Here is a 17,039-nt window from a genome sequence, read left to right as displayed (position 1 = left end):
CCGGTGCAGCACACGCGGCTGACATCAATTGACCTGCGGTAGAACTCGGTTGCGATGCATCCGTGATGCACGGTGGTATTCCGGCATGAGCAGAATCGCTGAGGTCATCGTGCTGGCGCAGGACGCGGACGCGGTCATGGAGCCTCTGACGCGGCACGACGGCACACGTACCTGGAACGGCGTGTTCTTCGAGATGCGCCCAGGCGGGAACTGGGGGTTCGGCTGGGGTACGGAGTTCGTGCGGATGCACAGCAGATCCGGACTTCTCAAGCACCTGGAGTCCTTGCCGTGGCCCCGGCCGGAGACGGTGCAGGTCCTGATCCACGACGAGGAGGACGACTGTTTCGGGCTGTGGATGATCCACGACGGCAGGCTGGTGGAGATACCCCTTCCGCGCACGCGGCGGGCCTACTGGTCCGGACCGCACGACGAAGAGTTCCCACCCGACCCCGGGATCCTGAGCCGGACGGATGGCGCCACCGTTGACTGGCCGAAGGAGATCGAGGGCGGCGACCAGTCTCGCCCTCCCGCCTGGTGAGGGCAATCAGGCTTCGAATCGCGCGCTCACGGGCTCCGGCCGGGGCGCTCGGCCCGACCTGTCGCGACGAGTGGTGGCTGAAGCCTCAATCTGACGCGCCGTGAGGGGCACTCATGGCGCGCGAATGGCATGCGGGCCATGAGAGGTCTGGACAACAACGAAGCCCCGGGCCGTTGGCCTGGGGCTTTTTCATGGAGCGGGTGACGAGAATCGAACTCGCGCTCTGAGCTTGGGAATCAGCGGTGCTTGAGTCTTCGGAACGGCTCTGACCTGTACTTTTCTGCGAGGAAGCTGAGGTTGCCATGGTCTCTGGGGGCTGTACCTGACCGCTGTTATCCGCTCTGCTGGGCACGGATGGGGCACGGCCGGGCGTGGGCCGAATGGCCTGGCGTGCACCGTGCTGAGCGCGTCCGGCCTCCATGCGGCCATCAGTCTTCGTGCGGAGTCTCCAGCTCTTGGAGCCGTTCGCCGATGTCGGTGGCCCATGCCTGCGCCCACTGGCGCAGCCCGGTGATCGCTTGTTCGTCGAGTCCGTAGGCGGCGAATTCCGTGTCGTCGATCCAGTCGGCTCCCATCAGTCGCGCTTGGAGCTCGCTCAGGTCGAAGGAGTCGCGGGCGTGGCGTCGACCGAGCTCTTCGAGTTCGATATGGCTCCAGCGGTTCGCGGCAGCCTGTACGTCGATCAGGTCCCTGGCGAGTCCGCGGTCGAAGAGTGCGCGGACTTTGGTTCCGACGACATCTTCGAGGGACAGCACCAATCCGTGGTCGGTGTGTACGGGCGGTCGCCAGAGCGCTTCCTTGAGGATGTCGACTTCGCATTTTTCGTGACTGACGGGATCGGTGACGATCAGGCGTGCGGAGAGCGGGTCTGTTTCCCGAGCGCTGACCTGCCACCCGTGTTGTTCCAGGCCGACGCGCACGGCAGCAGCGATGTCCTCCATGCGATCGGGGTTCTCGGTCGCTACGTCGAGGTCCTGGCTGAGCCGGTCGACCAGGCCGTGTGCCTGAACTGCGTAGCCGCCGGTAAGCGCCAGAGGGTAGGCACCGCCCACGGTGAGTACATCAGCCAGCAGGCGACGGTGCAGGTCGGTGAGGTTCACGCAGCAGCCTGGGCGCTGTTGGCCAGCTCGTCGAAGGAGTGCTCCCAGACTTCACGGACATCACGGCTGATCAGTGTGCGCAGTGTGGGCCACAAGCTGACGAGGACGCCGCGGTTGAGGTACCGGACCAGGTCGTTGTGCTGGCCCTCGGCCAACACGATGCGGTAATAGCTCATCCGTAGCCGTGGCTGGTCGAGGTCGAACATGGTCAGCCCCGACCATGCCAGGTGAAGTGGCAGGCGCACCGTGCCGTGCTCGGGGCCGACAAGCTCGGAGAGCGCTGCGGGCGTTCGCCGGGCGAACTTGGCACGGCGGAGATCAGAAAGACTGGGCTGTGATGCCATACGTCGATTATCCAGGGAGAGGCCACCGAAGCCGACCGGACGCATCCAAGGTGACCCGAACAAAGAAGCCCCGGGCCACTGGCCTGGGGCTTTCATGTGGAACGGGTGACGAGAATCGAACTCGCGCTCTGAGCTTGGGTCAACGGTGCCTGGGCTACCTGATGGGATCTGACCTGTGCTTTCCCGTCGGGCGAGGTGTATGGCTATGCGTTCCGGAAACCGTACATGACCGCTGTTGTCCGCTCTGCTGGGCACGGATGGGGCACCATGGCAGCGGTGCGGCGGACCCTGGCAGGGGGTGTGCTCGGTGGTGGTCCGGCGGGTCAGAGTCAGAGCCGGATGGATGTGGACTGTGTGCCGCGGAGTTGGATCATGTCGGACCCCGCGAGTCGGCCTGAGCCAATCGAGAGGCCTCAGGCCGCCCGATCGACGTCCGGCGGCCCTGTTGAGATCGCCGCTCCTCACGCGGGCCCCCTACAGGCCAAGGGAGATGACGTCCAGAGCGGCGAGCGGCCCCGCCAGACCGATGGCGACCAGGGCTGCGGCCATGACGAGGGACAGCAGGCAGACACAGCCGGCGAAGACCAGAGTTCCCGTGGTGCGGCGGCCGATCTGGGCCGTGTCCCAATCTGGGGCGGGATCGTGGAGGATCTCCACTCGCTCGCCGGACGTGTAGTCGTCGGTGAGACGGCGGGTGCGCCCGGCCCCGCGACGACTCTTTCGGCGGGGCCGGTGGGGTCGCGACGCCAGCCTCGGCAGGCGTCGCGTCCGATGTCATGCAGGCAATCTAGAGCTTGATCCACAAGGCAGGCCCTAGCTGGGACATCATGATTTTTTCCTCTTATATTCAGATAATGCGCTCGACAGAGGTCACACCTTCCCCCGCCAGGTCGACGGAGGCCGCAGGATGAAGGACTCCGGAAGGCTGGAGGCGCTGCGGCTGGCGGGGCTGACCGCGGCAGCCGACCCCGGCATGGACCGCTTCGCCCGGTTGGTCACGCGCGTTCTGCGCGTTCCGGTGTCCCTGGTCTCGCTGCTGGAGGCCGACCGGCAGGTGTTTCCCGGGATGGTTGGGTTGTCCGGGATCTGGGCGGCCCGGCGCGAAACCCCCTTGAGCCACTCCTTCTGCCAGCACGTCGTCGCGGACGGCAAGCCGCTGATCCTCAGCGACACCCGGTCGTCTCCCCGCACCTGCGACAGCCTCGCCATCCCCGATCTCCAGGTGGTCGCGTACGCCGGTATGCCGCTCACCGACGCGGACGGGCGTGTCCTCGGATCGCTCTGCGCTATCGATCACGAGCCTCGCGAGTGGACGGCGGACGAGCTGCGCGACCTTGAGGATCTGACCGCGGCGTGCTCGATGGAGCTGAGGCTGAGGATCGCCTCGGAGCTGATCCAGCGGGACCGCGACCACGCCGGCCTCCTTCTGCGCGCGGCCATCGAGCTCGCCCACGCCCGCGATCTCACGGATCTGACCCGGCGCCTGCGCCACCTGTTCCAGGGGCCGGCCGAGCCCACGTTCGTGGGCCTGCTCCTGGCGGACGGCGGAAAGCTGTGGCGCGTGATCGACGCGGAGGACGTACGGCCGGTGGAGAGCGCCATCGACCATCTGGAGTGGGACGCCTCCTTCCCCAGCGCCCTGGCCATGCGCGAGCAACGCGCCGTCTTCGTACCGGACCGCCCCACGCTCCTGCGCGGCTTCGGGCCCGAAGCCGTCGCCGGGTACGACTCGCTGGGTCTCGAGTCCGTGATGTGCGTTCCGCTGCCGGACCGGCGCGGTGTCCTGACGTGGTGCTGGTCCAGCCCCCATGTGCTGGCGCCGACGGAGGAGGCCGTCCTCACCACGGTCGCGGGGTACGTGAGCCAGGCGGTGGAGCGCACCCGTTTCGTGGCCAACCGGCTGAGCACCGCGGAGCAGCTGCAGGCAGCGATGCTCACCGAGCTGCCGGACGTGCCGGGCCTGGACATGGCGGCCCTGTACCTGCCGGCCGCCGACCAGGACATGGTCGGCGGCGACTGGTACGACGCGTATCCGCTGCCGACGGTGCCGCCCGCGATCCGGCCCGCCCTGATGGTCTCGATCGGCGATGTCATCGGGCACGACGTCCAGGCCGCCACAGTGATGGGCCAGATCCGCAGCATGCTCCGACAGGCGAGCCTCGACGACCCGACCCACTCTCCCTCCGCCGCCCTCGACGCGATCGACCGGGCCATCGGCACCCTGCCCCTGGGTCTGGGTGCCACAGCGGTCCACGCCCGCCTCGACCTCGACGACGGTCGGTGGCGGCTGACGTGGTCCAACGCCGGACACCCGCCGCCGCTGCTGCACACCCCGGAAGAGGGCGTCTTGTCCCTGGGCGACCACGATCTGCTCCTCCTCGGCACGTCGGAGGACGACCCGCCCCGCCACGACCACACGCGCGACCTCCCGCCGGGCAGCGTGCTCCTCCTCTACACCGACGGCCTGGTCGAACGCCGCGACGCGGACATCGACGTCGGCACCGCCCGCGCGACTGCCGTGCTCGCCCGCCACGGTGACAGACCCCTGCCCCTCCTCCTGGAAGCCCTCTCCGAGGACCTGGCGGACATCCCACAACGGGACGACGTGGCGGTACTCGCCGTCCGCGTCACCCGGACGGAGCTATGACGGAACGCCGGCTCCTGATAGGCGCGGACCTCACGCGCCGTTACCCGTGCCACAGCCATCCGCAGCTGGAAAACGTCGGCTGCCGCTACTCTCTGTGGCACGGCTCCGGCCATGGCATTCGGGACCGCGGGCGTGACAGCGTCGGCGCCCTCAAGGAAAGCCGAAAGCCGGCCAGCGGCAGCGTCGAGAGCTTCCTGCTCGGTGAGCCCTGGGGTCGGGCACCATCAACCGTGATGGCGACAACGCCCTCGTGCAGCTCCACCGGGTGGCCGACAGCACCGGGCCGGGCGAGTCACACGGGCCCGGTAACCGGACACGCCACGGCTCCATACGGGCGGACATTCATGATCGACAACCACTGGACAGCCGGTCATGCGCTCGCCGACGCCCATGGAGTCGGTGATCAGCTCACAGCCGAAGCCGAGGTCATGATCTCCACGATCCTCTCCGATCCCGAGTATCTGCCGAGCGTGGCAGCCAGGGCCTGGCGCTGGGCGCCCGAGATGGAAGAGGTCGCCGATACCCTCCGGGCGGCCGACCTGCCCGCCGACATGGCCGAGGCCACGGCTCGGGCCCTTTCGTTCTGGGAACAGGACAAGGACCAGTACGACTTGCCGGTCTCGCAGGTCCTCTCTCAGCTTCGGAAACGCCCCACTTGATCGCAGTTCGGGAGAGGGGAGCCGTACTGCGTGGCACACCGTTCGACCGACAGGCTTGGGCTGCTCGCAAGTTTCCGTTCCTACCGCTCAAGGTGCGGTGGTCCGGGCAGCAAACAGGCCCCAGGTCATCGACCCAGGGCCTTCATCATGGAGCGGGTGACGAGAATCGAACTCGCGCTCTGAGCTTGGGAATCAACGCCTCCCTGGCCCGTCCCGCGCCGCTGACCTGCGGAGATGGGCGCTATGGCGAACCCAGGGGCTGACCTCGGCACCTGTGGTTGACCGTGATTCACCGCCTCGCCGGGCACGGATCGGGCACGGGGTCCTTCTAATCCGTAGCTCTATGCAGCGCGGCTATTGACGGCCATACGGGCCGAACAACGGCTACGGTGGCTCACTGCGGTGTGGCGATGGTTGATGTGGTTGCGGTACTTCGGCGCTGTACCGACTGCGCCAGAAAGTCGCGCGCTCGCCGACTGCATCACAGACCGGTTCGGTGGATGTAGGAGATGACGGTCAAGGTCTCCTCCTCAATGGTCCACGGCGAGGTGCAGTGAAGGACTCCACCGGTTGCGATCACAGGATCAGCGGTGCGGTCCAGCCCGATGGAATGGACGATCACAAGGGCGTTGTCCGGCTCGAACTTGCGCTGCCATTCGACCTCGGCCCGCGTCAGGATGATCTGGCTACCGTCGGACGTCGTGCCCTTAACCTCGAAGTTTCGTGACGGGCCGCCGACGGAGTCGGTGGCCCGTTTTCGTGCCGTGAGCTGAGGGTGGGCAGGCCGAGGGCCCGAGTGTCGTCTCGGGGTGGCGCCGGGTTCCACTGTTCCGGGTGGTGAAGGGCTGTCGTAGGGATGGGTGTCCGCTGTTCAGCCGGGGTTCGGCAGGAGTGCGAGCCGTTCGAGTGCGGCGGTGATGTGGCCGGTCCAGGGCCAGTGCCGGGCCAGGCGGAGGATCCGCTGGCGGCCGGTGGTGACGAGTTGTCCGGCCGCGGTGAACAGGCGGAGCCGCAGGCGGCGGGGCTCCCAGAGCCTGGCTTTGCCGGTGAGCGCGAGCATGGGCATCCAGGCCAGCAGGTCGAGGGCGATCTGGACGATCTCGAGCCAGACCTTGTTCTGCGCTGTGGTGTGGAGGGGCAGGTTGCGCAGGCCGGTGGCCCGGGCGGCCCGGATCCGGTCCTCCGCCCGGGCCCGTAGCCGGTGACGGAGCTCGAGTTCGGCGACCGGCCGGCCAGCGGTGTTGGTCGCGAAGCACGTGATCCGCATGCCGTCCGCGTCCGTGATCCTCAACTGGGCGCCGGGGTGGGGCCGCTCCTTCCGGACGACCAGTCGCATGCCCGCGGGCCAGCCGTCCAGCAGCTTGCCGGTGAGCTCGGCGACCCAGGCCCCGTCACGGACCTCACCATCGGTCTCGACGGCCGCCGTCCAGGCCGAGGCGGGGACTTTCAGCACGTGTTCGTGGATCGCTTCGGTGACCGTCATGCCGACCGAGTAGGACAGCCATCGTCCTCGCCTGGTGAGCCAGGACACGAAGTCGTGGGTGCCGCCCGCGGAGTCCGTGCGGATCAGCGTCTGCCGGCCTCGCCGGTAGCGCTTGGGCAGCTGGGCCAGTGCGAGCTGGGCTGTGGTGATGTGGTCGGCTGCTGTGTTGGAACCCGCGTTTCCCGGCCTGAGGAGGGCGGCGACCGGCTCGCCGGTTCCGCCCGGGCCGTGGTCGACGAAGGCCGTCAGCGGATGGTGGCCGTAGGTCTTCTTCCAGGTCGCGGCCGCGTCCTCCTTGTCGGAGTGCGCGATCACGAGGACGCCGTCAAGATCGACGACGACCTGGCCATCAGCGCCCGGGGCATTCTCACCGGCCAACGACCAGACGCGGTCACGGACTTCGGAGCGTGCGGACCGGATCGCCTGCAAAGCTTTCCCGCCGGAGGCAGCGAGGGTGTCGATCAGGCGGGAGACGGTCGGGTCGGAGGCGACCGGACCGAAGACGGCCGGTTCGGCCCGCAGCACGGCGACATCCGCGAGGCAGTCCCCGCCCAGTGCGACCGCCAGGGCGACATCCAGGAGGGCCTTGCCGGGATCGTGGACGGCCCGCGGTTTGCGCCACGGCGCCAGAGCTGCCGATATGACCTGGTCAAGACCGGTCTTGCGGGCCGTTTCGGCGAGCAGGACCGACCCGGCCTGGGAGACGACCCGGCGGCCGTCGTCCTGGACGCGGACACGGGGATAGGACCCGATAGAGTGCTTCACCTGGGAAGTGCCTCCGGCGATGGCAGGAACAAGGACCTCGACAATCCTCATTCTTGCTGGTCAGAGGCACTTCTGCTTACTTGGCCACCCATCGGACAGCCTGCTTCATGAAAGCGCGAAACTGCATGTTAAACCTCATTTTCGCAGTTCTCGTCCTGGTCCTGGCAGTCCTGCTAGCAGGGCTGTTGAAGCTGCGTCGCGGCGTTAGAGCTCCATGGGACGCGCAGCCTATTGCGCTCGTCGGTGTCGCCGGGGCCGCCTGCGGCTTCATGGCCGTGGTGTGGGGGGTCGGCGTCTTCGCAGGAGGGCTGGACGATCGGGAAACCTGCGAACTTACCCATCACACCAACTACGACCAGGCATGGCGTGACCGCACGGGGGCGGACGGCAAGTCCTTCTTCCCGTTGGCCAACGCATGCAACGAGCACATCAGTCTCGTGCCCGCGTGGGTGAACCCCACGATCGTCTTTCTCGCTGTCCTCGCCGTCAGCGCTCTAGCCCTTGCTCTGTTCCGGATCGCTCATGCGATTTCCCACAGGAAGAAGCTGATCTCCGTGTGAACGGATCAGCGTCTGGCGTCCGGGCGCGCTTCTTCACCCGGGAAGTGCCTCCGACGGCGGCAGGAGCAAGGACCTCGCCGCTCCTCATTGTTGCTGGTCAGAGGTGCCTTTCGCTTACCTGACCACCCGTCGGGCTGCCAGCTTCATGAAAGCGCGAGGTTAACCTCTACATGAAGCTTCTCGTCCCCTCGCGTCAGGTGCAGGTCATACGGCTTGCTGGCGCCGACGTCCTTCACCGTCCATCCCTGGGCTTTGAAGTGATCCATGGCGAGCAGGACGCTGCGCTTCTCGATTGCACTACGTTCGGTGGCGGTCAGAAGGAACCCTTGACCGCCTTTGCGGGCGGTCCTGCGGTTCGCGGTGGTCGCCGCGCTCTGGGTTGCTTCGCGGACTTCCACGGGCAGATCGCCGGGTACATGCGTGGCGTTGTCCGCGGCCTTGTAGAGAAGGCCCAAGAGCCGCGCCATGAAGAGCAGATCTCTGCCCAGTGCATCCGAGTCGGGGATCGAGTCCCGCCGGTACTCGATGGCCACGACGTTGCCCGGCTCGTAGCCCCTGCCGAGCTTCGTGCGGGCGTTGAGACGGATCTCCGTCAGCAAGTCGGCTCGCTCCGCGGCAGCTTGCTCGATGAGCGGGTGTGCCCATTCGATGCGCTTCTTCAGGGCGGCCGGCTCTCGGGGCTTGAGCTCACCGGCGATCCACTCGGTTGTGCCCTGGTTAAGCGACAGGTAGACGCGCTCACCGTCGCCGCTGAACAGGTAGACGACATACCAGCCGTTGGTAGCGCTCGGTGTCCTGCTCTTCGAGTGGACGCGGGTCCACGCGACTTCCGCTCTTTGGCCAGCTCCGTCCTTACCCTCGACCCCCACGTCGTCAACGGGTATGCCCATGGCCTTAGAGAGAGCGCCGACGTGCTCGCGCAACCACGCGCGGATCTCCGTGCGCACGATGACGCCGCGCCGCTGCATCGGCTGGCTGTTCTTGGCTTCCCAGACCTTCTGAAGGTCAAGTACCTCGCTCAGGAGTTCATCCACGCCCCGAACCGTAGCTTGGGGTACTGACATCGAACTGGAGCTCGTCTCGACTGCATACGCGCTGAGCGCAGCCGTCTAGCCTGGGACCCCACACTGTCAGTGGCCAGAACTAACGTTCGAGCATGCGATCAACCTGGGGGATGCGTCTAGTCACGGAACGTAACTCTGATCTATCGTGGCCTTCTCTGTACTTGACCGGGGGGCTGCGGGTGGTGGAACTGATTGGTACGGGCGGCATTGGCAAGCCCCGTGCGAATCACATCGAGGCTGTCGACCCGTCTTCCGTCACTGACATGATGGAGCAGTTGCAGCAGGGATACCTGATGAGTATCGCGGCCTCGGCTGGTTGCACTATGGAGCTGGTCAACAAGGACAAATGGGGCGTCGATGCCCAGTTCGTCCGCCCGCCTCGCTCCCCGCATGAGGAGGAGGGCCTCCTCTTCGCTCAGCTCAAGTGCACGACGCAAACCGTCCCGGATCCGTCAAAAGGGTTCTTTAGTTACCAGTTCACCAAGCGTCAGTATTTCGACCATATGGTCAAGTACAGGAAGAACCTCAAGGCGATTCTGATCGTTATGACGGCGCCTCGACGCCAGAGGGACTGGACGACGGTTGACCATGCCGGCCTACGGACTGCCCGCGCGTGTTACTGGGCACATCTAGAGGGTGTGACTGCCGACCCGAGCGTCATGCGCCCTACGGTACGAGTACCCACGGGTAATTTGCTGGATTCGGATGCTTTGACGGAGATCTTCGATCGGATCGATAGGGGTGAGTCACTTGATGGGTGAGAAGTCGAGCATGAGACTCCCTCGAAAGGTCGATCCAGGAAAACTCGTCGGACTCATGGAAGAGGCAGGGTGGCAGCCTCTTGGGGGGCGCCGGGGTGTCTACAAGAGATTTTCTCCACCACTCTCGACGGAGGCGGGTCGAAGCTCTTCAAGTCTCGTCATTCCGCTAGATGAAGATTCTCCCGAATATACCGACCTGATGCATTCGGCGCTCCAGCAGCTATCGGAGGATAGCGAATCGTGGGTGCGCTTGATCTATCCGCGCCTTCTCATCGATGCTTCTGACCAGTTTAAGTTTCGGCGCGAATCTTCTGCACCTAGCGGTTTCATCGATTGGCGAAGTGGTGAAAGGCTAATCGAATCTGCTAGGCGGACTCTATTGGCTGGAGCCAAGTTCTACTTGAACCCTGATCGCCATTACGTGAACCGAAATGGAAGATTTGCCGGACGGTATCTGGATCAGGTTTTGATGGGCCAAACCTCACCTGGTAGCTATATCGTCACTGCTTACGCTCCTCCCGAAGCGGGCGTATCTCTTTCGTCGGCGGACGCATTTTCGCTTCCGCATGTCGGCTCAGCACCTGCTCGGGACGTATCGCTGGCCGTGGTCAAGGCCGTGGAAGCGACCGCAGAGGCGATCGACCACTACAAGACAAGCGGTTCCCTCTCGGGGTTCGAAGACGGTGTCTCGCGCGGCATTTCGTACGAGATGGCTCAAGCATTGCTTGGGTTGACCGAACACTCCGACGGTGCCGACGTCAGCGTCGAATGGGATTCTGGGGTGGATGTGTTTGCGCCGCCCCCTGTTCGAATTGAGTTCAGCGGTGCGGATGCGGCACCTTTGGCCAAAGCGGCTGTTAGCCTGGCAGAAGACAAATCGTCGCGGACTGTCACCATCATTGGTCGAGTTCACCTATTGGCCAAGAAGCAAGCCGGCAGTCCAGGGGTTTTCGGCGTTGAAGCTTTGGCGCCAAGCCCCGCGCGAAAAGTTCGCGTGCGTTTGGCGGACGAGGAAGATTACCATGAGGCAATTAGGGCCCACGAAGAAGATTTGGCCATTCAGGTTTCCGGAAACCTTGAGAAAGAGGGAAATCTAAGCTGGCTTTACAATGCCACGGTCATTCGCACGATGGGTCATGTAGATGACTATAGGCAAGATAAGCGGCGACGTATCTCGGATGTCGATTCGAGGCAACTAGATTTCTTTTCCGGGGAGTAGCGTGCGAGGCGAGGAAATACCTTAACCACCTATCCCCGCTCCCATCCCGTCCGCCTTCGACCCACACGTCGTGGAGCGGTCGTGGTTCAGGGCGTCAAGGTGGAGCGCGCCACTGTACGAACGACCTTGACGCCCTGGGCCGCGACTGCTCGGCTCTGCCTGGGTCGAAGGTGGTCGGGATGGGAGCCCCACGACGCTCGCCACGCTCCGGCCGGCACTCGCGCACGGCGCCTCTCCCATCCCGGAGTCTGAGCGCCCCCGCCGGAGGCATCGTCTTGAAGCCGCGGGCTTGGTTCTCATCTCATGCCCCGGGCCTATCCAGTTGTGGGCGCGCGTCGGCGGCGGCAGCGCCGAGCGGGCCGAAGGCAGGAGCGCGGGCGCAGCCAGAGCCGGGAAGCGCGCCCGGCGGAGCGGAGCGCAGCCGGGTGCCTTGATGAGGTAGAGAAACCTGTAACAGCTCCGGGTGACGTGAGTAGTCAGGTGCCCGGCTGGGGGCTGATCGCCTGGGCGATGGCTTGCATGGAGTCGGTAACCGCTTCGGCTCCTGCCTCGACGAAGAGTTGGTGCTTGCGCGGTTTGTTGGCGAAGCCGATGGCTGCACTGCCGATCGCGTGGGCGGCCTGGATGTCTGTCAGCGAGTCGCCGATCAAGGCGCACAAGGAGACGTCAACGTCCAGACGTTCAGCCGCTGTGATCAGCGAATGAGGGTTCGGCTTCATCAGCTCCGGATGTCCTTCGGGCCTTCCAACGATCGTGAGCACGTGTTCCGACAACCCATGTCGATCAAGGAACGCGCTCACAGCCTCCGCAGAGTTGTTACTCACCACAGCCGCCCCCCTCCCTGACGCTCGAACTGCTTCCAGAGAGGCAACGGCTCCGGAAACCGGATCTCCAGCCACCCCTACAGCCTCTACCTCGGCCGTGGTCAGCGCCTTCTCGATGGCTAGTCCAGCGGCATCATCTGCTTCGTGCGTCAGTCGCAGGACCTCCAAAGGATCATCGATGCCGGACAGCTTCCCTTCCAGCTCCGGGTTGCCTTCGGCTGCAAGCTTGGAGAGGTCCCTTGCAACCTGGTCCGCCGGACGTCCCGCGAAGACATCGCAGATAGGGCCGTCGAAGTCGAACAGCACCACCGAGGCCCCGGCGAGTGCCGCGTTCAGGTCGTCAGTGTCCATCGAGATCGAATCCCCTCGCGATGGTGTTCCACACGCTGTCGAACCACATGCTGGCCTGCTGGACCTGCTGCGTGCCACTGGACGATTCACCGTCGTTCACGGAGTGATGGAAGAGAACCGTGTCCTTCCCGACCAGGTCGTAAATCTCGACGGGCTCCCCCTGAGCCACAACCTTGTTGGGCTTGATCGGGTAGTACCCGAAGAACGCGTCAGCTCCGTTGATCACGTACAGCTTGAAGAACTGCGTGCCGCTGTGCACCCGAACATCGACGCTCGTGTCAGGGACTAGGCCCAGGTGACTCAGCTCCGCCATTGAGTCACGGATGCTGCGCGCATAGCCGGTCATGATCTCGTGCATGCGCAAGCGGAGCCGTTCGTCGTCCCCGCAGTCCTCACGACGGACCGGGGCAGCCTGAGCAACTGCCATATCCGGAACGAGTATGCGGACCTTGATGCTGGAGGGCGTCAACCTGCCAATGCGGATCTTGTCCAACGGCTCTTGCAGAGCACCGTGCAAGGTCTCACTGGAGAATCCCGCGAAGTCGATGGTGACGTCGGTGGCGGCGAACGCCTGCTCGACGTAGGGGCGGAGCCCTGCCGGCCGTTCCGTTCGGTTGCGGACGAAGACTCCGCTGCCCTTACGAGAGACCACCAACCCCTCGTCTTCGAGATCCCGCAGAGCGCGCTGAATGGTCGCGCGCGCGAACCCGTAGTGCTCCGTCAACTCCTTCTGCGACGGCAGCTTCTCGCCCGGGGCGATCTTCCGTGTCCTGATCGCCGCTCCGAGGCTGCTTGCAACCTGCTCGTAGGGCGGTCGGTCGTCGTCTGGGTCGAGGGGATCGGGGACGAAAGTCATAAGGCGATGGTACGCGGAAGCTCTGGTATTGGGACAGCCAGGATAGCCAGGTGTTGACATGACTAGCCATGTTGCTTACGTTAGTCATGCAGCCAAGAGGGCTAGCCAAGTCAGTCACCTCTGTCAGAGGAGCAATCCCATGCCGTCCTTCAAGATCGATGTTTCGACCGCTGTCGTGTTCGTGGCGACGCCTCCGACGCCGAAGCTCGTGAGCAAGCAGACCGGTGAGATCGCGATCGACCGGGAGACCGGTGCCCCGCTCGCGACGGTGGGTCTGCTGGTCGCGGACGAGGGTGAGGGCAACCTCTACCAGGTGACCGTGCCGAACACGGGCGTCCCGGAGAACCTGGCCCCCGGCACCCCGGTCACGGTGGTCGGCCTCAAGGCCCGGGACTGGGAGAACACGTTCAACGGCCAGACCCGGCACGGGATCAGCTTCCGCGCGGTGGCCATCACGGCGGGTTCCTGACCATGTCGGACCTGTCCACGGTGATCGAGGTGGCGGGGGCCTTATCGGCCGCCGGCGGCCTCGGCTACGCGAAGGCCCGGTCTCCTCGGGTGTTCTGGTCGCTGGTCGGTGCCCCGGTCGCCCGGGTCCGGTTCGCGGTGACGTATCGGGCGACGATGGATGTGTGCGGGCTGACGGTCCAGCCGTCCCGCCTGCGGGCGTTCATGGTCCGCAACGTCGCCCGCCGGCAGGATGTCCAGCCCGTTCCCCCGCAGGTCCGCCGGGTCCGCTACTCCACCACGGGCATGCGGGCGACGCTTCGCCTCCCGGCCGGTCTGGAGCCCGCCGACGTGTCCGCCGCCTCCGAACGGCTCCGCCACGCCTGGGGCGTCCACTCGGTCCACGTGGTGGAGGTGAAGCCGGGGTTCGTGGAACTGCGGATGACCGGCTACGACGTGCTGCGCCGGGTGAAGATGCCCCGCCGGCTCCCGCGCAACACCACCGCCGGCCCGCTGGTCGTCCCCGTCGCTCTGCGGGAGGACGGCACGGCGTTCGTCCGGGACTACCAGAAGGTCCCGCACGCCCTCACGGTCGGCGCGAACCAGTCCGGCAAGTCGATGTATCAGCGCAACCTCATCTCCCAACTCGCGAAGCTCCCGGTCGGCCTGGTCGGGATCGACTGCAAGCGGGGTGTGGAACAGCGCGGCTACGCAGCCCGCCTCTCCGCCCTCGCCATCACCCCGGACGAGGCGGACGGACTCCTGGAAGCCCTCATCGGTGAGATGGAGGAGCGCTTCGACCTCCTCAGCTCCCACGGTGTCCCGGACATGTGGGGCCTGCCGGCGAAGCTGCGCCCGGTGCCGCTGGTCGTCCTGGTCGACGAGGTCGCGGAACTTTTCCTCGTGGCCGCGAAGAAGGACGAGGAACGCCGGGACCGGATGGTGATGCGCATGATCCGGCTCGCCCAGATGGCCCGCGCGGTCGGGATCTTCCTGGAAGTGTGCGGGCAGCGCTTCGGCTCCGACCTCGGCAAGGGCGCGACCGCCCTGCGGGCTCAGCTCACCGGGCGTGTGGTGCACCGGGTCAACGACAAGCAGACCGCCGAGATGGCGCTCGGGGACATCGCCCCGGAAGCGGTCTTCGCCGCGACCACCATCGCGCCGGACCGTCCCGGTGTCGCGGTGGCAGGGGACTCCTCGGGCGGTTGGGCCCGTATCCGCACCCCCGCCATGGCCCCCGCCCAAGCGGTCGCGGTCTGCCGGGAGTTCGCGCACCTCACCCCGCACCTCGCCGCTCTCGCACCGTTCCGCCCGGCTGTTCCTGCCGCGCCGGCACCGGCCGTGCCGCTGTTGAAGCCGCGCCCGGTCACCGAGTAACACGCCGCTCCGCCCGGTCGGCGTGACCGTCTCGCGCCAGGTCCTTACCCCGCCCATGCCCGGAACCGGAAGGAACCACCGCCATGGCACCTCGACGGACCACCACCAAGCCTCAGAAGAACGCCCCGCCCGCCCCGGTCGTGTGCTCGCCGTGCGACGGGTCCGGGATGGTCGCCGCCACGGTGCGGGTCGGACGCAAGCGCCGCCCGGTCGGACAGCAGGACGGCCTCTGCCTCAACTGCCTCGGCTCCGGCACCGACCCCGACGCCTGACCTCCCCTCCTCGCCCCGGTGCCCGGCGGCGGCCCGATCCCCGCCCGGCACCGGCCCACCCCCGAAAGGAGGTGAACCCCCATGTCCCGCATCCGAATCGACGCCGTACTCATCCAAGCCGTGATCGCCGGTGCCCTGTCCTTCGCCCACCTGCACGACCTGGCCGAAGCGGCCGGACAGGACGGCTGGAAGGCCTGGGCCTACCCCGTCAGCGTGGACCTGCTGCTTGTCGCGGCCTGGCGGCGCATGCGCACGACCGCCGACAACCGCGCCGCCTGGGCCTGGTTCGTCATCGCCTTGGCGGCCTCGCTCGGTGCGAACGTCGCCACCGCCGGACTCCTCGACCTGGGCAACGTCCCGGCCTGGCTGCGCATCCTCGTCGCCGGCTGGCCCGCCCTCGCCTTCCTCGGCGGAACCCTCCTCGTCCACACCCCCACCACCTCGCCCGCCGAACCGGACCCCGTCCCGGCTGCCGCACCGCCGGCTGCCCCGGCCACCGAACCGATCCCCGACGTGACGGTGGAACGGGCTCCCGAACCGGCTCCGGAACTCCCGCCGGCACCGGCCGCCGACCCCACCCCGGTGCCTGCTCCGGCTCCTGCCCCGGCGGCTGTGCCACCGGCGCTGCTCGACCACGCCCGGAAGCTGGCCGACACCCACCACGCCACCACCGGTGCCCGGATCGACTCGGCCACCCTCCGCGCCCGCCTCGGCGTCCCCGCACCCCTCGCCGACGCCATCACCGCCCAACTCGCCTGAAAGGCAACCGCTATGAACATGCACCGCTTCAGCACCGTGTCCGAGTTCCTCAACGCGGCACGGGAGATGGCCGAGAGCGGCCGTCCCTTCCTGGCCCAGCTCCTGGTGGAGGAAGCCGCCGACCGCGCGGGCGACCCGGCCAAAGCCGACCGCATCCGCGCCGAGTGGCTTGGCCCCAACTACCGGAAGCAGGGCTGACATGCCGCGTCCGAACCGCTTCACCAACGTGCTCCGCATAGGCCCCGTTCAGGTCGGCACCCACTACGACGGCCGGGGCCGCACCAAACACGTCGCCGTCTGCACCGCCCCCGGCTGCGACTTCTCCGCCGACTACCACGGCCGTCCCGCCGCCGAACTCGCCGCCCGCACCCACCGGTGCAACCCCTGACAAGGAGGCCCAACCGTGTTCACGCCGAAGATCCCGCCCCCGGACACCGCCCCCACCCCGGGAACATCGCTGGTCCCGCCGCTCACCGGCCTCGTGCACCCCCCGGCCTGCACCTGCCACAACGCCCCGACTGTCCCGGCCCCGGTTCCGGCTGCTCCGCCCGCCCGTCCGGCCGTTCATTTCACCCCGGGCTCGCTGCTCGTCGCCGCCGCCGGCGGGACCGCCGTAGTCCTGGTCGTCGGGACGGTCCTGGTCTCGATGCTCCTGGCGACCGCGATCACCGCCGCCTCGGTCGCCGTGTGCGCCGTGGTCCTGCGCTCGCTGCTCAACCGCCCGAACAACCGCTGACAGCCCCCGGGGCGGCTTCCACCGCCAAGTTTCCGCCGCCCCGGGTGCCCACCACTTCCAGATCCAACGGACCCGAAAGGGAGATCCCATCATGCCCCAGCACACCCCGCCCCGGCCGATCTGCGGCCACTGCGACGGCTTCCCCACCGTCACCATCACCACCGGCCAGACCACCCCCACCGGGCAGCGCAAGACCATCACCGCCCACTGCCCCGCCTGCCACGGCACCGGCCACACCACCACCCCCGCCCGCACCCACACCCGGATCGGGGCGTGA

At 66.7% G+C, this 17,039-nt stretch carries 22 protein-coding genes; 15 read left to right on the top strand and 7 right to left on the bottom strand.

What is annotated here, in order from left to right:
• Nucleotides 1-85 precede the first annotated feature (85 nt).
• Entirely contained in the window at nucleotides 86-538 is a 453-nt protein-coding gene (locus OG251_RS18720) for a hypothetical protein (RefSeq protein ID WP_326678271.1), read from the top strand.
• A gap of 428 nt (nucleotides 539-966) precedes the next feature.
• Here OG251_RS18720 and OG251_RS18715 read toward each other — a convergent pair whose 3' ends face one another.
• From OG251_RS18715 to OG251_RS18705, 3 genes are all read right to left on the bottom strand, one after another.
• Nucleotides 967-1,638 (bottom strand): nucleotidyl transferase AbiEii/AbiGii toxin family protein, encoded by a 672-nt coding sequence (locus OG251_RS18715; protein ID WP_326678270.1) that lies wholly within the window; start codon nucleotides 1,636-1,638, stop codon nucleotides 967-969.
• Complete coding sequence (locus tag OG251_RS18710; protein WP_326678269.1) at nucleotides 1,635-1,982, bottom strand: transcriptional regulator; 348 nt, start codon at nucleotides 1,980-1,982, stop codon at nucleotides 1,635-1,637. The genes OG251_RS18715 and OG251_RS18710 overlap by 4 nt, the downstream gene beginning before the upstream one ends.
• A gap of 474 nt (nucleotides 1,983-2,456) precedes the next feature.
• A complete protein-coding gene (locus OG251_RS18705) occupies nucleotides 2,457-2,639 on the bottom strand; it encodes a hypothetical protein (protein WP_326678268.1) in 183 nt (60 codons plus the stop codon).
• 250 nt (nucleotides 2,640-2,889) lie between these two features.
• Between OG251_RS18705 and OG251_RS18700 the strand changes: the two genes are divergently transcribed.
• The 3 genes from OG251_RS18700 (at nucleotide 2,890) to OG251_RS18690 (ending at nucleotide 6,015) form a co-directional block, all read left to right on the top strand.
• Complete coding sequence (locus OG251_RS18700; protein WP_326678267.1) at nucleotides 2,890-4,629, top strand: GAF domain-containing SpoIIE family protein phosphatase; 1,740 nt, start codon at nucleotides 2,890-2,892, stop codon at nucleotides 4,627-4,629.
• Between the two features lie 344 nt (nucleotides 4,630-4,973).
• Nucleotides 4,974-5,288: a DUF1932 domain-containing protein gene (locus OG251_RS18695; RefSeq protein ID WP_442818346.1), complete on the top strand. Its 315-nt coding sequence runs from the start codon at nucleotides 4,974-4,976 to the stop codon at nucleotides 5,286-5,288.
• A gap of 553 nt (nucleotides 5,289-5,841) precedes the next feature.
• On the top strand, nucleotides 5,842-6,015 hold the full coding sequence (locus OG251_RS18690) for a hypothetical protein (RefSeq protein WP_326678266.1): 174 nt from the start codon (nucleotides 5,842-5,844) through the stop codon (nucleotides 6,013-6,015).
• Between the two features lie 144 nt (nucleotides 6,016-6,159).
• Here the strand turns inward: OG251_RS18690 and OG251_RS18685 are convergent, their stop codons facing one another.
• Nucleotides 6,160-7,536, bottom strand: a complete 1,377-nt coding sequence (locus tag OG251_RS18685) for an IS1380 family transposase (RefSeq protein ID WP_326678265.1) — start codon at nucleotides 7,534-7,536, stop codon at nucleotides 6,160-6,162.
• 107 nt (nucleotides 7,537-7,643) lie between these two features.
• Between OG251_RS18685 and OG251_RS18680 the strand changes: the two genes are divergently transcribed.
• Nucleotides 7,644-8,096: a hypothetical protein gene (locus OG251_RS18680; RefSeq protein ID WP_326678264.1), complete on the top strand. Its 453-nt coding sequence runs from the start codon at nucleotides 7,644-7,646 to the stop codon at nucleotides 8,094-8,096.
• 143 nt (nucleotides 8,097-8,239) lie between these two features.
• On the opposite strand, the gene OG251_RS18675 is transcribed toward OG251_RS18680, so the two are convergent.
• The gene (locus tag OG251_RS18675; protein WP_326678263.1) at nucleotides 8,240-9,130 is read right to left on the bottom strand and encodes an MrcB family domain-containing protein; all 891 of its coding nucleotides are present in this window, start codon (nucleotides 9,128-9,130) and stop codon (nucleotides 8,240-8,242) included.
• Between the two features lie 209 nt (nucleotides 9,131-9,339).
• Here OG251_RS18675 and OG251_RS18670 point away from each other — a divergent pair, with 209 nt between their 5' ends.
• A complete protein-coding gene (locus tag OG251_RS18670) occupies nucleotides 9,340-9,921 on the top strand; it encodes a DUF4365 domain-containing protein (RefSeq protein WP_326678262.1) in 582 nt (193 codons plus the stop codon).
• The gene (locus tag OG251_RS18665; protein WP_326678261.1) at nucleotides 9,914-11,140 is read left to right on the top strand and encodes a hypothetical protein; all 1,227 of its coding nucleotides are present in this window, start codon (nucleotides 9,914-9,916) and stop codon (nucleotides 11,138-11,140) included. Before OG251_RS18670 ends, OG251_RS18665 begins: the two co-directional genes overlap by 8 nt.
• Before the next feature lie 476 nt (nucleotides 11,141-11,616).
• On the opposite strand, the gene OG251_RS18660 is transcribed toward OG251_RS18665, so the two are convergent.
• Both OG251_RS18660 and OG251_RS18655 read right to left on the bottom strand, forming a co-directional pair.
• Nucleotides 11,617-12,315 carry an HAD family hydrolase gene (locus tag OG251_RS18660; protein ID WP_326678260.1) on the bottom strand — a complete coding sequence of 233 codons (699 nt, stop codon included), beginning with the start codon at nucleotides 12,313-12,315 and terminating at the stop codon, nucleotides 11,617-11,619.
• Nucleotides 12,305-13,171 (bottom strand): GntR family transcriptional regulator, encoded by an 867-nt coding sequence (locus tag OG251_RS18655; RefSeq protein WP_326678259.1) that lies wholly within the window; start codon nucleotides 13,169-13,171, stop codon nucleotides 12,305-12,307. The genes OG251_RS18660 and OG251_RS18655 overlap by 11 nt, the downstream gene beginning before the upstream one ends.
• 139 nt (nucleotides 13,172-13,310) lie before the next feature.
• Between OG251_RS18655 and OG251_RS18650 the strand changes: the two genes are divergently transcribed.
• The 8 genes from OG251_RS18650 to OG251_RS18615 all read left to right on the top strand — a co-directional run bounded on the left by OG251_RS18650 (nucleotide 13,311) and on the right by OG251_RS18615 (nucleotide 17,039).
• Nucleotides 13,311-13,640, top strand: coding sequence for an SCO3933 family regulatory protein (locus OG251_RS18650; RefSeq protein WP_326678258.1), 330 nt, complete (start codon nucleotides 13,311-13,313; stop codon nucleotides 13,638-13,640).
• Between the two features lie 2 nt (nucleotides 13,641-13,642).
• Nucleotides 13,643-14,995, top strand: coding sequence for an FtsK/SpoIIIE domain-containing protein (locus OG251_RS18645; RefSeq protein WP_326678257.1), 1,353 nt, complete (start codon nucleotides 13,643-13,645; stop codon nucleotides 14,993-14,995).
• Between the two features lie 83 nt (nucleotides 14,996-15,078).
• Nucleotides 15,079-15,267 (top strand): hypothetical protein, encoded by a 189-nt coding sequence (locus tag OG251_RS18640; RefSeq protein ID WP_326678256.1) that lies wholly within the window; start codon nucleotides 15,079-15,081, stop codon nucleotides 15,265-15,267.
• 81 nt (nucleotides 15,268-15,348) lie between these two features.
• Nucleotides 15,349-16,026, top strand: coding sequence for a DUF2637 domain-containing protein (locus OG251_RS18635; protein WP_326678255.1), 678 nt, complete (start codon nucleotides 15,349-15,351; stop codon nucleotides 16,024-16,026).
• A gap of 12 nt (nucleotides 16,027-16,038) precedes the next feature.
• Nucleotides 16,039-16,224: a hypothetical protein gene (locus OG251_RS18630; protein WP_326678254.1), complete on the top strand. Its 186-nt coding sequence runs from the start codon at nucleotides 16,039-16,041 to the stop codon at nucleotides 16,222-16,224.
• 1 nt (nucleotide 16,225) lies between these two features.
• Entirely contained in the window at nucleotides 16,226-16,414 is a 189-nt protein-coding gene (locus OG251_RS18625) for a mobile element transfer protein (protein ID WP_326678253.1), read from the top strand.
• Nucleotides 16,415-16,429: 15 nt separating this feature from the next.
• A complete protein-coding gene (locus OG251_RS18620; protein ID WP_326678252.1) occupies nucleotides 16,430-16,762 on the top strand; it encodes a SpdD protein in 333 nt (110 codons plus the stop codon).
• Between the two features lie 91 nt (nucleotides 16,763-16,853).
• Entirely contained in the window at nucleotides 16,854-17,039 is a 186-nt protein-coding gene (locus OG251_RS18615) for a hypothetical protein (RefSeq protein ID WP_326678251.1), read from the top strand.

The organism is Streptomyces sp. NBC_01237 (assembly GCF_035917275.1).
GTDB lineage: Bacteria > Actinomycetota > Actinomycetes > Streptomycetales > Streptomycetaceae > Streptomyces.
The sequence above is the reverse complement of the archived record's forward strand: the minus strand, read 5'-3'. Positions and strand labels throughout refer to the sequence as shown.

Excerpts from the sequence above, each read along its gene's own strand:
- OG251_RS18720 (WP_326678271.1), top strand. The coding sequence starts at position 86 with ATGAGCAGAATCGCTGAGGTCATCGTGCTGGCGCAGGACGCGGACGCG.
- OG251_RS18710 (WP_326678269.1), bottom strand. The coding sequence starts at position 1,982 with ATGGCATCACAGCCCAGTCTTTCTGATCTCCGCCGTGCCAAGTTCGCC.
- OG251_RS18700 (WP_326678267.1), top strand. The coding sequence starts at position 2,890 with ATGAAGGACTCCGGAAGGCTGGAGGCGCTGCGGCTGGCGGGGCTGACC.
- OG251_RS18695 (WP_442818346.1), top strand. The coding sequence starts at position 4,974 with ATGATCGACAACCACTGGACAGCCGGTCATGCGCTCGCCGACGCCCAT.
- OG251_RS18680 (WP_326678264.1), top strand. The coding sequence starts at position 7,644 with ATGAAAGCGCGAAACTGCATGTTAAACCTCATTTTCGCAGTTCTCGTC.
- OG251_RS18665 (WP_326678261.1), top strand. The coding sequence starts at position 9,914 with ATGGGTGAGAAGTCGAGCATGAGACTCCCTCGAAAGGTCGATCCAGGA.
- OG251_RS18660 (WP_326678260.1), bottom strand. The coding sequence starts at position 12,315 with ATGGACACTGACGACCTGAACGCGGCACTCGCCGGGGCCTCGGTGGTG.
- OG251_RS18655 (WP_326678259.1), bottom strand. The coding sequence starts at position 13,171 with ATGACTTTCGTCCCCGATCCCCTCGACCCAGACGACGACCGACCGCCC.
- OG251_RS18650 (WP_326678258.1), top strand. The coding sequence starts at position 13,311 with ATGCCGTCCTTCAAGATCGATGTTTCGACCGCTGTCGTGTTCGTGGCG.
- OG251_RS18645 (WP_326678257.1), top strand. The coding sequence starts at position 13,643 with ATGTCGGACCTGTCCACGGTGATCGAGGTGGCGGGGGCCTTATCGGCC.
- OG251_RS18640 (WP_326678256.1), top strand. The coding sequence starts at position 15,079 with ATGGCACCTCGACGGACCACCACCAAGCCTCAGAAGAACGCCCCGCCC.
- OG251_RS18635 (WP_326678255.1), top strand. The coding sequence starts at position 15,349 with ATGTCCCGCATCCGAATCGACGCCGTACTCATCCAAGCCGTGATCGCC.
- OG251_RS18630 (WP_326678254.1), top strand. The coding sequence starts at position 16,039 with ATGAACATGCACCGCTTCAGCACCGTGTCCGAGTTCCTCAACGCGGCA.
- OG251_RS18625 (WP_326678253.1), top strand. The coding sequence starts at position 16,226 with ATGCCGCGTCCGAACCGCTTCACCAACGTGCTCCGCATAGGCCCCGTT.
- OG251_RS18615 (WP_326678251.1), top strand. The coding sequence starts at position 16,854 with ATGCCCCAGCACACCCCGCCCCGGCCGATCTGCGGCCACTGCGACGGC.